Genomic DNA, 14,597 nt, shown 5'->3' on the forward strand with positions numbered 1-14,597 from the left:
GGCAAGAGCGACTCGAGCGCGAACGTGCACATGGATCAGTGTTTCCCTGGCCGGCCTCCACCAACAAGCCTTCGGGACTCTGCATGAATCCGGACTTTCTCGACTTCGAACAGCCCATCGCCGAACTGGAAGCGAAGATCCGCGATCTGCGCTATGTCGGCGACGACGCCGAGGTCAACATCCAGGAAGAGATCCAGCGCCTGGAAGACAAGTGCCGCTCATTGACCGAGAGCATCTTTGCCAAGCTCACCCCCTGGCAGGTCGCCCAGATGTCGCGGCATCCCCGGCGTCCCTACACACTCGACTACATCCCCGACCTGTTCGACGAGTTCGAGGAATTGCACGGGGATCGGGCCTATGGCGACGACCCGGCAATCGTCGGAGGCGTGGCCCGTCTCGACGGCCGGCCGGTGATGCTCATCGGGCATCAGAAAGGGCGCCAGACACGCGACAAGGTCTACCGCAACTTCGGCATGCCGCGACCGGAGGGCTATCGCAAGGCCCTGCGCCTGATGGAAATGGCCGAGCGCTTCCGCATGCCCGTGCTGACCTTCATCGACACCCCGGGGGCGTATCCCGGTGTAGGGGCCGAGGAGCGTGGCCAGAGCGAGGCCATCGCGCGCAACCTGCGGGTGATGGCGCGCCTGGACACGCCGATCATCGCCACGGTGATCGGCGAGGGCGGCTCTGGTGGGGCGCTGGCCATCGGGGTCGGTGATGCCACCTTGATGCTGCAGTATTCGACCTACTCGGTGATCTCGCCGGAAGGCTGCGCCTCCATCCTCTGGAAGAGCGCCGAGAAGGCCTCGGAGGCCGCCGAGGCGCTGGGAATCACCTCGGAGCGTCTGAACGAACTGGGGCTGGTGGACCGCATCGTGCCGGAACCGCTGGGGGGTGCCCATCGTGACCCCGAGGCGATGTCCACGAGCCTGCGTGCGGCGCTTCTGGAGACCCTGGACGGGCTCGAGGGCCTGGATCCGGGCAAGCGGCTCGAGCGGCGCTACCGCCGCCTGATGGACTACGGTGCCTTCCAGGAAGCCACTTCCTGATCCGGACGCGGGCGCGGCCGCGTCCGATCCCGTGGTTGCGGCGCTGCGGGCGTTTCTTCAGATCCACCCCGGTTACCAGCGCGTGCGCATCGCCTTCAGTGGCGGGCTCGATTCCACGGTCCTTCTGCATGCGGCCGCGCGCCTGGGCATCCCCGGCCTTGAAGCCATGCACGTCGACCACCGCCTGCGCCCGGATGCCGCACAGCAGGCCGCGCACTGCCGACGGACGGCGCAGGGCATCGGCTGTTCGTTGCAGGTGCGCGAGCTCGAGCCGCTCGTCCCCCAGGCGAACGGGCTCGAGGCGGCGGCGCGCGAGGCTCGCTATGCGCGGCTGCGCGAGGGCCTGGGGGCGGCCGATCTGATCCTCAGCGGCCAGCACGCCGACGACCAGGCCGAGACCTTCCTGCTGGCCGCCCTGCGCGGCAGCGGACCCGAGGGGCTGCAGGCCATGCGGCCCCTGCGGCGAGAGGAGGCCACCTGGCTGGGACGGCCGTTGCTGGGCCTGCCACGGGCGACGCTGGCTGACTACGCGGAGCGCGAGGGCCTTGCCTGGTACGACGACCCCAGCAACCGTGATACCCGGTTTGATCGCAACTTCCTGCGCCAGTCCGTGCTTCCGTTGCTGCGCGAGCGCTTTGGTGGCGTGGGTGGGCTGGCGCGCGCCGCCGGCTGGCAGCGCGAGGCAGCCGACCAACTGCGGACGTACTTCGCCGGTCAAATGCAACAGGCGCAGGGCCCGGTATCCGGTGCCCTGGATCTTGGCACCCTGCGGTCCCTGGATCCCGCGACGGCCCGCGGGCTGGTGCGGCACTGGTTGCGGGAACAGGACCTCCGGCCGCCCGGGCACGAGCGGCTGGGCGAATTCCTGCGCCAGGTGGCGGCGGGCAACCCGGGGGCCGCGCCGCAGGTGGAGTGGGCCGATGGCTGGATGCGGTGCTATCGGGACCAGTTGCATGCCGGGGCGAAGCGGCAGGAGACGGACATCGAGATACCGCCGGATCAGGCCTGGCCGGCGGACCAGCCGGAGCTGGTCCTGGCGGACGGACGCCGACTGGACCGAGAGAGGCTGGGGGAGCTGGGCGTCGACCCGAACGCCCACCTGACCGTTAGCTATCGCCGTGGGGGTGAGCGCGTCGCGACGCCGGCCGGGCGCCGGCCCCTCAAGAAACTGATGCAGGAACGCGGGATCGCGCCCTGGGAACGCCACCGGATTCCCTTGTTGCGTCAGGCGGATGGCGCGATTGTGGCGGTCCTGTGGCCGAAGTTGGATAATGCCGGCAGTTGACGGGACCGCCCGAATCGGACAATTCTTGGGCCGTCTCCATGGGTCTTGGGTGAGCGGCACGTGACAGGTCTCGCGGCACAGTGCGGACGACGTACGGGCATGGCATTGCTGGCGGCCGGGATGCTGCTCGCGGCACCCCTGAGCGCGGACTCCCTGACGCTCACCACCGAAAGCTACCCGCCATTCAATTTCGAGACCGAATCCGGCGAGCTGGACGGGATCTCCGTCCGGGTCATGGACCGCCTGCTGGAAGCCGCCGGGGTGGACGCGGAGATCCGTCTGCTGCCCTGGAGTCGCGCCTATGCCGAGGCCCAGTCGGAGCCCGGCACCTGCGTCTTCTCCACCACGCGCACCGCGGAACGCGAGGACCTGTTCACCTGGGTGGGACCGCTGGTCGAGAACCAGTGGCACGCGTTCGTCCTGGAGGGGGCCGATATAGAGGCGTCCTCCCTCGAGGAACTCGGCAAGTACCGGGTTGGGGGGTATCGCGACGATGCCGTGGCGCTGTATGTCGAACGGCAGGGGATTCCCGTCGATACCGCCCCGAATGACCGCCTGAACGCCCGCAAGCTTGCCGCCAATCGCATTGACGTCTGGGTGAGCGGGGAACACCTGGCGCCCTGGTATGCCCGGCAGGAGGGCATCGGGGAACTGCAATCCCTTTTCGCGTTCAACGATACAGTGATGTCGCTGGCCTGCCATCCGGAAACCGAGCGGGCGCCCCTGGAGCGCATGCAGGAAGAGCTGGATGCCATGCGGGCCGACGGGCGCTATGCGGCGATTGTAGAGGCGGTCCTGAACCGCAATGGAGAGCGGAATGAGTGAGACAGCCGAGGCCCGGGCCGACGCGTCAGCCCTGATCGCCGAAGAAGTGCTGGGTTTCCAGCGCAACATGACCCGGCGCGGCATTATCTTTTCGTTCACCGGGTATATCTCCGAGGGCATCCTGAAGGCCCTGGGGGACGCGCTGCGCCAGAAGATCCGGCTCGAATCGACCGACACGAAGACTGTGAACCGGGTGTTTTCGGTCTTCGTGGAACAGGTGCAGAACATCATTCGCTATTCGGCCGAGCGTATCGAGCACGATGCCGAGCCACCCGTCGAACTGAGCTCGGGGATGATCACGGTCGGATCGGAGAATGGCCAGTTCTTCGTGATCTGCGGCAACGTGATCGGGCGCAAGGATGCCGACACGCTGGCCGCGCGGCTGCGCGAGCTGGCGGGGATGGACAGCGACGAACTGCGCCGCTTCTACAAGGAAAAGCTGCGCGAGCCGCCGGACGAGGGCAGCAAGGGTGGCAGCATCGGCCTCATCGAGATCGCACGGAGGGCGAGCGAGCCCATCCAGTTCGACTTCCAGCACATTTCCGACGCCCATTCCTACTTTGTCCTGAAGGCCTACATCTGATGGCAGTCGTCGAAACCATTGAGCACGAGGCAACCGACCGGACCCCTGCGGTGGAGTTCGATTTCTCCGCCGGGAAATACCGGCTGTCGGGCGAGTCCTACCCCGAGGATGCGGCCAACTTTTATGGCCCACTGACCCAGGGACTGCGGCAGGCGATCGAGGATCGGGCCAGCGACGAGGTGGAATTCACGGTGGAAATGATCTACTTCAACTCGTCGACCGCGAAGGCCCTGATGAACATGTTCCAGATCCTGGAAGACGGGGCCGAGGCCGGGCTGAAGGTCCGGATCAACTGGTGCTACCACGAGGATGACGAGACCATGGAGGAGTTCGGCGAGGATTTCTCCGAGGACTTCGAACACGCCGACTACCGCATGTGTCCGCTGACATGACCGCCCCCTCTCGCGACGACCCCACGGATCCCTCGAACCGGCCCCGCGACGGGCAGGACGTGGACGGACTCGCGGACTTCTCCCTGTTCGAGCAGGAAAAGGCGATCATGCAGCGCTCCGAACAGATGCTCGAGGCGCTGGATGCCGTGGCGGATGGCGTGAAGGTGCTGGCCAAGGCCTACTCCGAGAGCTACCGCGCGCAGCGGCGCATGATGCGCATGAGCGATCGCATGCAGGCCGATCTTCAGGAAGCCAACCGCCAGCTGCGCGAGCAGGCCGAGCACCTCGCCCAGCTCAACAACGCCCTCTCCAACGAGGTCCACGAGCGTGAGCGCCTGACCGCGGAACTGGAGCGCCTGGCCCTGGAAGACGCGCTGACCGGCCTGTTCTCGCGCCGGCGGGTGATCGACTGCGTGGAGGGGATGGCCGAGAGTGTCGGCGAGGAGGCGCGCTCGCTCGCCGTGATGATGCTCGACCTGGACGACTTCAAGGCCCTGAACGACACCCACGGCCATGCCGCCGGCGATTTCGCGCTGGAAAGCTTTGCCGAGATCCTGCGCGGCGAGCTGAGCGCCGAGCAGTACGCCGGACGGATGGGCGGCGAGGAATTCCTCGTGGTGGCGGCGGACCTGGAGCTCGAAGCGGCAGTGGATCTGGCCGAACGTATCCGCCGCGCGGTGGAGAATGCCTCGCTCCACTGGAAGGGCGAGCCGCTCTCGCTGGCGGTCTCGATCGGCCTGGTGGTGACCACCAGCCCCTGGCCGGATGCCGGGGAACTGGTCGCGCGGGCGGACGATCTGCTCTATCGCGCCAAGAACGAAGGGCGCAACCGTGTCATCGTGCAAACGCACGGCGATCACGGATGATGCCGGAGGCCCGGCGGCGCAATCGAAGTCTCGTTGCCAAGCTGGCCGTCGCCACGCTTCTGGCGGCGCTTGCCCTCAGTCTCCTCAGTAGCGCCTATGTGATCGCCTCCGACTGGAATGCCTTCCGGGCGGAGACCCAGTCCCAGATCGATCGCCTGCAACGCCTGGTCGAGCCGCCGGCCGCGGAGGCCGCGTTCCAGTTGAGCGCCGATCAGGCCGATTCACTGGTCCAGGGATTGCTGGTGTTCGACGAGATCCGGCGGGTCGAGATCCTGGACGATTTCGGCAACACCCTGGCCGAGGACCAGCGGGAGGTGGAGTCGCAGGTCGGGGAATGGTCGCGATGGCTGTTCGGCGACCTGCGGGAACACGAGCGCGAACTGCGCTATCCGGACACCCGTGGCAACGTCCAGGGCGTGGGGCGGCTGCGCATTGAACTCGACCCCGGCGTGCTGGGGATGGCCTTCGTCAACCGGCTCAAGACCGGGGTCCTGACCAGCGTCACGCAGGCAGTCATCGTGTCGCTGGTGGTCGTGGTGCTGTTCTATGTGCTGATGTTGCGGCCCATGCTCAAGATCTCGCGTGCGGTGGCGGATACCGACCCCGATCAGCCCGCCCAGTGGCCCATGCCACGCCTGGGGCATCACGAAAACGACGAGCTGGGCGCGCTGGGGCGTTCCCTGGATCGCCTGCTGCGTGCCTTTCAGGCCGGTCTGGATGCCCGCGATGGCGCCCGCGGGGAGCTCAAGGCCCTGAACGCGGACCTGGAACGCCGGGTCGAGGAACGCACTCGGCAGCTGGAAGACGAGAAGGCCGAGACGGAACGGGCCCTGGCCAAGGTCGACGAGGCCAACCGGGAGCTGGAACGCAGCAATCGCCTTGTGGTGGAGAGTATCCGCTATGCGCGGCGCATCCAGACCGCGATGCTGCCGGACAAGCACGCCCTCGATGGGCACATGGACGAGGTGCAGATCTACTGGGAGCCCCTGCACCTGGTGGGGGGCGATTATTTCTGGGTCGAGGCCATCGACGGTCACAGCATCCTGGTGGTCGCGGACTGCACCGGGCATGGCGTGCCGGGTGCCTTCATCACCCTGGTGGTGGCCTCGGCGCTGGACCGTATCCTCCACGAACATCGCCTGATGGAGCCCTCTGCCATCCTGCGCGAGATGGACCGGCTGGTCCGTTCGCGCCTGCGCCAGGATGGCCACGATTCCGATTCGGACGACGGCCTGGAGGCGGCGGTCTGCGTCTACCGCCCGGAGGACCGTGTGCTGTCCTTCTCCGGCGTCGGGCTGCCGCTGATGATCGACCGGGGAGGCGCGGTGGAGGAGATTCGCGGCGTGCGCGGGGGACTCGGCTACCGCAGTCTGGAACCCGCCCAGCCGGTGGACCACGAGGTGCCGGTGGAGCCGGGTGTCGAATTCTTCCTGATCACCGACGGGGCGCACGATCACGTGGGCGGGGAGCCGCCGCGCCTGTTCGGACGTCGGCGCCTGCGCCAGGTCCTGGCCGAGAAGAGCGGGCGCGACCTGTCCGCCAAGATCGACGCGGTGGTGCGGGTGCTGGAGGACTACCGCGACGGCGAACCGCGCCGCGACGACATGACGCTGGTGGCATTCCGGCCGCTGTCACCGGCGGCCGGAAACGAGGAGTTGCCCGCGCCTTCCGATTGAGCGGGGGCGGGCGCTCTGGTACTCTTTCAGGCGTTTTCGGCCCACCCCGGATTGCCGTTGCGAGCCGGGGTGGGGCGCTTGTCAGCTCCCAGCCAGGTTTCCCGCATGACGCGTTTTGTTTTCATTACCGGAGGCGTGGTCTCGTCTCTGGGCAAAGGTATTGCATCCGCCTCGCTGGGAGCGATCCTCGAGGCCCGCGGGCTCAAGGTCACGCTGCTCAAGCTGGACCCGTACATCAACGTGGATCCCGGCACCATGAGTCCGTTCCAGCATGGCGAGGTCTTCGTCACCGCGGACGGCGCGGAGACGGATCTCGATCTGGGCCATTACGAGCGCTTCGTGCGCATCCAGACCTCCCGGCGCAACAACTTCACCACCGGGCAGATCTACGAGAACGTGATCCGCAAGGAGCGCCGGGGCGACTACCTGGGCGGCACCGTGCAGGTGATCCCGCATATCACCGACGAGATCAAGCGCTCGATCCACGAGGGGGCCGGCGATGCCGACATCGCCCTGATCGAGATCGGCGGTACCGTCGGGGACATCGAATCCCTGCCGTTTCTCGAGGCGATCCGTCAGATGGGGGTGGAACTGGGGCACGAGAACGCCCTGTTCATGCACCTGACCCTGGTGCCGTTTATCGAGGCCGCCGGCGAGATCAAGACCAAGCCGACCCAGCACTCGGTCAAGGAACTGCGCTCCATCGGCATCCAGCCGGATATCCTGCTGTGCCGCTCGACCCAGGCGGTACCCGACAGCGAGCGCCGCAAGATCGCGTTGTTCACCAACGTCGAGGAGAAGGCCGTCATATCCGCGGTCGACGTCGACAACATCTACAAGATTCCGCTCTGGCTGCATTCGCAGAAGCTCGACGAGATCGTGCTGCGGAAGCTGCATATCGAGGCGCCGCAGGCGGATCTCTCGGACTGGAAGCACGTGGTCAATGCCATGGAATTCCCGGAGTCCGAGGTGACCGTGGGCATGATCGGCAAGTACGTCGACCTGACCGAGTCCTACAAGTCCGTGAACGAGGCCCTGACCCACGCCGGCGTGCAGGTCGGGACCCGGGTCCGCATCCGCTACCTCGATTCGGAGAAGCTGGAGGGAGCGGAGGACGAGGCCGCCCGCGAACTCGAGGGGCTGGATGCCATCCTGGTTCCCGGCGGCTTCGGCGAGCGCGGCGTGGAAGGCAAGATCGCCGCCGTGCGCTACGCCCGCAAGCACAATGTGCCCTATCTGGGGATCTGCCTGGGCATGCAGGTGGCCGTAATCGAGTTCGCGCGGGATATTGCGGGCCTGGAAGGGGCACACAGCACCGAGTTTGTCCCCGATACGCCGCACCCGGTGATCGCGCTCATTACCGAGTGGCAGGACCAGGAAGGCCGCATCGAGCGACGTGACGCCGACAGCGACCTGGGCGGCACCATGCGCCTGGGCGCCCAGAACGCGCGCCTGACGCCGGGCTCGCGCATTGCCGAGGCCTATGGCCGCGAGACGGTGGAAGAACGCCATCGCCATCGATTCGAATTCAACAATGCCTACCGCGAACGGCTGGAGGCCGCCGGATTGCGGATCTCCGGGGTGTCGGAGTCCGGTGAGCTGGTGGAGGCCGTGGAACTGGCGGAGCACCCGTGGTTTGTTGGCTGCCAGTTCCATCCGGAGTTCACCTCCACCCCGCGGGATGGGCACCCGTTGTTTACCGGTTTCGTGCGTGCCGCCCGGGTCTACCAGGACGCGCGCGAGCCGGAAACCACCACGGCGCTGACGGAATAGGGCGCCGATACACGATTCTTTAGCAGCCGCGCCCGGAGGGTGGCGGCTGGCGGACAGGACAGAGCATGCAGCTTTGCGGTTTTGAAGTCGGCCTTGACCGGCCCTTTTTTCTGATAGCAGGCCCCTGTGTCATCGAATCCGAGGCGATGGCCCTGGAGACGGCTGGCGCGCTGAAGGCGATGGCCGACGACCTGGGCATCCCCTTCATCTACAAGTCGTCGTTCGACAAGGCCAACCGCTCGTCGACCCGGAGTTTCCGGGGCCTGGGCATGGCCGAGGGCCTGCGCATCCTGGACAGGGTGAAGTCGGAGATCGGCGTGCCGGTCCTCACCGACGTGCACGAGGATACGGCGCTGGACGAGGTCGCCAGTGTGGTGGATGTTCTGCAGACGCCGGCCTTCCTCTGCCGCCAGACCAACTTCATTCAGAATGTTGCGCGCCAGGGCCGCCCGGTGAACATCAAGAAGGGCCAGTTCCTCGCACCCTGGGACATGGGCAACGTGGTCGACAAGGCGCGCGAGGCGGGCAATGACCAGATCATGGTCTGCGAGCGCGGGGTTTCGTTCGGCTACAACACTCTGATCTCCGACATGCGCGGCCTGGCCCAGATGCGCCAGACCGGCTGCCCCGTGGTGTTCGATGCGACCCACTCGGTCCAGCAGCCGGGCGGACAGGGTGCCTGTTCCGGTGGGCAACGCGAGTTCGTGCCGGTACTCGCGCGATCCGCGGTGGCGGCCGGTGTCTCCGGACTGTTCATGGAGACCCACCCGGACCCGGAGAAGGCCCTGTCCGATGGCCCCAACGCGTGGCCACTGCCAAAGATGGCCGAGCTGCTGAAGACGCTGAAGGCGCTGGACGCCGCGACCAAGGCGCAGCCGTTCGCCGAGGCGGAGTACGGCCTCGGCTAACGACCCATTGATTCGATAAAGCGTCCCGGGCGGTCCCGCCCGGGCGGGTATTTTTCAAGGAGAGAGCATGTCCCAGATTGCGGAGATTCACGCCCGCGAGATCATCGACTCCCGGGGCAACCCGACGGTCGAGGCCGATGTTGTCCTGGATTCCGGCGCCATGGGGCGCGCGGCGGTGCCGTCCGGCGCCTCCACGGGCGCCCGCGAGGCCCTGGAGCTGCGCGACGACGAGAAGCGCTACGGCGGCAAGGGAGTGCTGAAGGCGGTGGGCCACGTGAATGGCGAGATCCGCGATGCGCTGCGCGGCATGGAGCTGGACCAGACCGCCGTCGACCGCCGCATGCTCGAGCTGGATGGGACCGAGAACAAGTCGCGCCTGGGCGCCAACGCCCTGCTGGCCGTGTCCATGGCCACCTCGCACGCCCTGGCGGCGGATCGCGAGCAGCCGCTGTTCGAGACCCTGGGTGGCGCGGATGCCACGCTCCTGCCGGTGCCGATGATGAACATCATCAATGGCGGCGCGCACGCGGACAACAGCGTGGACATGCAGGAGTTCATGATCCTGCCGGTCGGGGCCGAGTCCGTGCGCGAGGCCGTGCGCTATGGCGCCGAGGTCTTTCACGCGCTGAAGAAGGTCCTCTCCAGGCGCGGGCTGGCAACGGCGGTCGGCGACGAGGGCGGTTTTGCCCCGGACCTGCCGTCGAACTCCGCGGCGATCGAGGTGATCCTGGAGGCCATCCACAATGCCGGCTTCAAGGCGGGCGAGGACATCTGGATCGGCCTCGACTGTGCGAGCTCCGAGTTCTACCGCGACGGGCGCTACCACCTGGACTCCGAGGGCAAGGCCTTCTCGGCGGACGAATTCTCCGACTATCTCGCCCACTGGGTCGACCAGTACCCGATCCTGACCATCGAGGACGGGATGGCCGAAGATGACTGGGACGGCTGGAAGACCCTGACCGAGCGCCTGGGCGAGCGCGTGCAGCTGGTGGGCGACGACCTGTTCGTCACCAATACCCGCATCCTGCAGGAAGGCATCGACAAGGGTGTCGCGAACTCCATCCTGATCAAGCTCAACCAGATCGGCACGGTCACCGAGACGCTGGAAGCCATCGAGATGGCGCGCAAGGCCAACTACACGGCGGTGATCTCGCACCGTTCCGGCGAGACGGAAGACGTGACCATCGCGGATCTGGCGGTGGCCACCCGCGCCGGCCAGATCAAGACCGGTTCTCTGTCGCGGTCCGACCGCGTGGCCAAGTACAACCAGCTGATCCGCATCGAGGAGCACCTGGGGCCGCGGGCCACCTATCCCGGCATGTCGGCGTTCACTTTCGGGCGCTGATCCAGACGCTGGTCCGCCGTGTCGATCACGCCGTCTGCAGCCTGCGGTGCGGTTCCTGTCCCCGGCCGTGCGGGGCTCGTAGAATGCCGGGCATGCTGGCCACTCGCAAAAGCCCTCGTCCTGTCGCTCCCGCGTTTGTCGCGGCGCACGGGCGAGGGCTTTTTCTGTCCCTGCATTCGGAGTTCGGCTGATGCGCGGCCTGCTGATCGGTCTGGCGCTGGTGCTGCTGGCGCTGCAATGGCCCCTGTGGCTGGGCGAGGGGAGCTGGCGCGACGTGCGCGACCTGCGCGAGCAGGTAGAGCGCCAGCAGGCCGCGAATGCCGAGCTGGAGCAGCGCAACCAGGCCCTGGAGGCCGAGGTTCGCGACCTGCGCGGGGGTACGGCCGCGGTCGAGGAGCGTGCCCGCCGCGACCTGGGCATGATCCGCGAGGACGAGATCTTCTTCTTCGTGGTGGGCGACGACGAGCCCGCGACGCTGGACGTCGAGCCGCTGCCAGGATCGGCCGGCGAGACCGACCCGGGTCCGGATTCGCGCGTACCCGAGGATGCGGAACCGGCGACCGACACCCTGCCACCGGAGGATCCCTTTGATGGCTGACGCTGGTAGTGGATCCGGGCGGGAGCCGGCCTTCTGGGCATTGATCCCGGCGGCGGGTGTGGGGCGGCGCATGGGCTCGGACCGCCCCAAGCAGTACCTCACGCTGGGGTCGCGCACGATCCTGTCGCATACCCTTTCCGTCTTCCTCGAACATCCGCGGATCCGCGGCGTGGTGCTGGTCATGGGCCCGGATGTCGATCCGGATGCCCTGGATCTGCCGCTGGCCGGGGGGCGGCTGTTCCGCGCGGCCGGCGGCGCGGAGCGCGCGGACTCGGTGCAGAACGGGCTGGAGTTTCTCGCCGAGCGGGCGCACGAGGATGACTGGGTCCTGGTCCATGACGCGGCTCGTCCCTGTCTTCCGGTGGCGGACCTCGACCGGTTGCTGCGCGAGCTGCGCGACGATCCGGTGGGCGGGCTGCTGGCAAGCCCCAGCACCGACACCATCAAGTGGAGCGACGGGACCGGGCACGTCGAGCGGACCCTGGACCGGGCACGCGTCTGGCGGGCCCTGACGCCGCAGATGTTCCGGCTGGGTGTGCTGCGCGAGGCCAATGCGCGGGCCCGCGAGGCAGCGCATCCGGTGACCGACGAGGCCAGTGCCATCGAGTTTCTGGGGCAAGCCCCGCGACTGATCGAGGGCTCCGCGATGAACATCAAGATCACCCGTGCCGAGGATCTCGAGCTGGCGCGCCTCTACCTGATGCAGCAAGGGCGGCTGGAAGGGCGGTTCAGCGCATGAGCGGGTTTCGCATTGGTCAGGGGTTCGATGTCCATGCCTTCGGGGACGGCGATCACCTTGTGCTCGGCGGGGTGCGGATCCCGTTCGAGCGCGGATTCGTCGCGCACTCGGATGGCGACGTGTTGATCCACGCGGTCTGCGATGCCCTGCTGGGCGGCGCGGCGCTGGGGGATATCGGCCAGCACTTTCCGGATACCGACCCGGCGTTTCGCGGTGCGGACAGCCGCGCCCTCCTGCGCGAGACCATCCAGCGCGTGGCCGCGGCCGGGTGGCGCCCGGTCAATATCGACTCGACCGTGATCGCGCAGGCACCGAAGCTGGCTCCGCATGTGCGCGGCATGCGCGAGCATGTCGCGGCGGATACCGGGCTTGATGTCGGGGCGGTCAGCGTGAAGGCCACGACCACCGAGCACCTGGGCTTTACCGGGCGCAAGGAGGGCGTGGCGGCGCAGGCGATTGTGTTGCTCGAGCCTTCTTCGGGGATGATGCGGGTATGACGTCCGGGGAGGCCAAGCCCGGCATCCAGGGGCTGCATCACGCCAGCCTGGTGGTGGCCGATACCGTGGTGGCCGCGGCCTTCTACGAGGGGCAGCTGGGGCTGGAGCGGCTGCAACGGCCCGAGCTCGGTTTTCCCGGTCTGTGGTACGCGCTGGGCGGCGGTCAGGCCCTGCATCTGCTGGAGGTACCGAATCCCGACCCGGTGGAACGCCCGGTGCGCTGTGGGCAGGACCGCCACCTGGCGCTGCGGGTGCTCGGCCTGGAGGCCCTGGTCGCGCGTCTGGAGGCTGCCGGGGTGGTGGTTGAACGCAGCCGGTCCGGGCGCCCGGCGGCGTTCGTGCGCGACCCGGATGGCAATGCCATCGAGCTGATCGAGGACGCCGCTGCCTGAATCCGGAAACGGGAGGCCCGTCATGAGCGATTCGCGTTACATCCTGGCCCTGGATCAGGGAACCACCAGTTGCCGGGCGATCCTGTTTGACCGAGCCGGCACGATCGCGGGTGTGGCGCAGAAGGACTTTCGCCAGATCTACTCGAAGCCGGGCTGGGTGGAACACGATGCCATGGAGATCTGGGGCACACAGATTGGCGTGGCACGCGAGGTCCTGGAGACCCGCGGCATCAAGCCGTCCCGGCTCGCGGCGATCGGGATCACCAACCAGCGCGAGACCACGGTGGTCTGGGATCGGGCGACGGGCGAACCGATTGCCAACGCCATCGTATGGCAGGACCGGCGCACCGCATCGTTCTGCGACGACCTGAAGGCGGCGGGTCACGAGGCGATGATCCGCGAGCGAACGGGGCTGGTCGTGGACGCCTATTTCTCCGCCAGCAAGCTGCGCTGGCTGCTCGACCACGTGGACGGGGCGCGGGAACGGGCGGAGCGGGGCGAGCTGGCTTTCGGCACGGTGGACAGCTGGCTGATCTGGAACCTGACCCGCGGTGAGCGGCACGTGACCGACGTGACCAACGCCGCGCGCACCCAGCTGTTCAATATTCACACCCTGGAGTGGGATGCGGAGCTCCTGGAGCGGTTCGGCATTCCCCGGGCAATGCTGCCGGAGGTCCACGATTCCAGTGGTGTTCTCGGGGTGACCGGGGCCGAGATGTTCGGCGGCGCGGAGGTCCCGATTGCCGGGGTGGCGGGAGATCAGCACGCGGCCCTGTTCGGCCAGGCCTGCTTCGAGCCCGGCATGGCCAAGAACACCTACGGGACGGGGTGTTTCCTCCTGATGAACACGGGCGAGGCGCCCGTGGAATCACGCTCCGGCCTGCTGACGACCGTTGCCTGGTCGCTGGACGGCCGGGTGGAGTACGCACTGGAGGGCTCGATCTTCATTGCCGGGGCGGCGATCCAGTGGTTGCGCGACGAGCTTCACCTGATCGATTCCGCGGAGGATTCGGAGTACTACGCGGGCAAGGTGGCGGACGCCGACGGGGTCTACGTGGTGCCGGCGTTCGCCGGGCTCGGGGCCCCGTACTGGGACATGTATGCCCGTGGGGCCATCTTCGGACTCACCCGGGGCACGCGCAAGGAGCACATCACGCGCGCCACGCTGGATTCGCTCGCCTATCAGACGCGGGATGTGATCGAGGCGATGCAGCAGGATTCCGGGATCGCCCTGAAGGCCCTCCGGGTCGATGGCGGGGCCGTGGCGAACAACGTGATGATGCAGTTCCAGGCGGACATGCTCGGGGTGCGGGTCGAGCGCCCGGCGGTCACCGAATCGACGGCGCTGGGGGCCGCCTGGCTGGCGGGGCTGGCGGTTGGGTTCTGGAGCCGCGACGAGCTGGCGCAAAAAACTGGGCTGGACCGGGTGTTCGAACCGGAGATGGATGCGGCCACCCGGGAAGGGTACTACCGCGGCTGGAAGAAGGCGGTGAAGCGCACCATGGGCTGGGCGCGCGAGGACGAGGGGGATCCGGCGTTGTAGCGGGGTGGGACCGTGTGGGTGCTCCGGCGCGGGCAGGGGCTTCGCCGCCGAGGCGGCTCCTACATGGACGGACCCGATTCGCGACGATGTTCAGGGTCATCCAGGCCGCTAGATGGGATTCGCTGC

General features: G+C 67.5%; 15 protein-coding genes. All 15 read left to right on the forward strand.

Going from position 1 to position 14,597, the window contains the following annotated elements:
* Positions 1-83: 83 nt before the first annotated feature.
* The 15 genes from F817_RS0108580 to glpK all read left to right on the forward strand — a co-directional run bounded on the left by F817_RS0108580 (position 84) and on the right by glpK (position 14,471).
* Complete coding sequence (locus tag F817_RS0108580; RefSeq protein ID WP_024327259.1) at positions 84-1,049, forward strand: acetyl-CoA carboxylase carboxyltransferase subunit alpha; 966 nt, start codon at positions 84-86, stop codon at positions 1,047-1,049.
* Positions 1,050-1,131: 82 nt separating this feature from the next.
* Complete coding sequence (gene tilS / locus F817_RS0108585) at positions 1,132-2,334, forward strand: tRNA lysidine(34) synthetase TilS (RefSeq protein ID WP_024327260.1); 1,203 nt, start codon at positions 1,132-1,134, stop codon at positions 2,332-2,334.
* Between the two features lie 99 nt (positions 2,335-2,433).
* The gene (locus tag F817_RS0108590) at positions 2,434-3,159 is read left to right on the forward strand and encodes an ABC transporter substrate-binding protein (RefSeq protein ID WP_024327261.1); all 726 of its coding nucleotides are present in this window, start codon (positions 2,434-2,436) and stop codon (positions 3,157-3,159) included.
* Positions 3,152-3,742 (forward strand): SiaB family protein kinase, encoded by a 591-nt coding sequence (locus tag F817_RS0108595; RefSeq protein WP_024327262.1) that lies wholly within the window; start codon positions 3,152-3,154, stop codon positions 3,740-3,742. Before F817_RS0108590 ends, F817_RS0108595 begins: the two co-directional genes overlap by 8 nt.
* Positions 3,742-4,134 (forward strand): DUF1987 domain-containing protein, encoded by a 393-nt coding sequence (locus F817_RS0108600; RefSeq protein WP_024327263.1) that lies wholly within the window; start codon positions 3,742-3,744, stop codon positions 4,132-4,134. The genes F817_RS0108595 and F817_RS0108600 overlap by 1 nt, the downstream gene beginning before the upstream one ends.
* Before the next feature lie 59 nt (positions 4,135-4,193).
* A complete protein-coding gene (locus tag F817_RS0108605; RefSeq protein ID WP_024327264.1) occupies positions 4,194-5,000 on the forward strand; it encodes a GGDEF domain-containing protein in 807 nt (268 codons plus the stop codon).
* The gene (locus tag F817_RS0108610) at positions 5,000-6,676 is read left to right on the forward strand and encodes a PP2C family protein-serine/threonine phosphatase (protein ID WP_024327265.1); all 1,677 of its coding nucleotides are present in this window, start codon (positions 5,000-5,002) and stop codon (positions 6,674-6,676) included. The genes F817_RS0108605 and F817_RS0108610 overlap by 1 nt, the downstream gene beginning before the upstream one ends.
* 105 nt (positions 6,677-6,781) lie before the next feature.
* Positions 6,782-8,449, forward strand: coding sequence for a CTP synthase (locus F817_RS0108615; RefSeq protein WP_024327266.1), 1,668 nt, complete (start codon positions 6,782-6,784; stop codon positions 8,447-8,449).
* Between the two features lie 65 nt (positions 8,450-8,514).
* Positions 8,515-9,357, forward strand: a complete 843-nt coding sequence (kdsA, locus tag F817_RS0108620; protein WP_024327267.1) for a 3-deoxy-8-phosphooctulonate synthase — start codon at positions 8,515-8,517, stop codon at positions 9,355-9,357.
* Positions 9,358-9,424: 67 nt separating this feature from the next.
* Positions 9,425-10,702: a phosphopyruvate hydratase gene (eno, locus tag F817_RS0108625; protein WP_024327268.1), complete on the forward strand. Its 1,278-nt coding sequence runs from the start codon at positions 9,425-9,427 to the stop codon at positions 10,700-10,702.
* A 190-nt stretch (positions 10,703-10,892) separates the two neighbouring features.
* A complete protein-coding gene (gene ftsB, locus F817_RS0108630) occupies positions 10,893-11,300 on the forward strand; it encodes a cell division protein FtsB (protein ID WP_024327269.1) in 408 nt (135 codons plus the stop codon).
* Positions 11,293-12,039 carry a 2-C-methyl-D-erythritol 4-phosphate cytidylyltransferase gene (gene ispD, locus F817_RS0108635; RefSeq protein WP_024327270.1) on the forward strand — a complete coding sequence of 249 codons (747 nt, stop codon included), beginning with the start codon at positions 11,293-11,295 and terminating at the stop codon, positions 12,037-12,039. Before ftsB ends, ispD begins: the two co-directional genes overlap by 8 nt.
* Positions 12,036-12,536, forward strand: a complete 501-nt coding sequence (ispF, locus tag F817_RS0108640; RefSeq protein ID WP_024327271.1) for a 2-C-methyl-D-erythritol 2,4-cyclodiphosphate synthase — start codon at positions 12,036-12,038, stop codon at positions 12,534-12,536. Before ispD ends, ispF begins: the two co-directional genes overlap by 4 nt.
* Positions 12,533-12,928 (forward strand): VOC family protein, encoded by a 396-nt coding sequence (locus F817_RS0108645; RefSeq protein WP_024327272.1) that lies wholly within the window; start codon positions 12,533-12,535, stop codon positions 12,926-12,928. Before ispF ends, F817_RS0108645 begins: the two co-directional genes overlap by 4 nt.
* 22 nt (positions 12,929-12,950) lie before the next feature.
* Entirely contained in the window at positions 12,951-14,471 is a 1,521-nt protein-coding gene (gene glpK / locus F817_RS0108650) for a glycerol kinase GlpK (RefSeq protein WP_024327273.1), read from the forward strand.
* The last annotated feature ends 126 nt before the right edge of the window (positions 14,472-14,597 follow it).

The organism is Thioalkalivibrio sp. AKL19 (genome assembly GCF_000420165.1).
Lineage (GTDB): Bacteria > Pseudomonadota > Gammaproteobacteria > Ectothiorhodospirales > Ectothiorhodospiraceae > Thioalkalivibrio.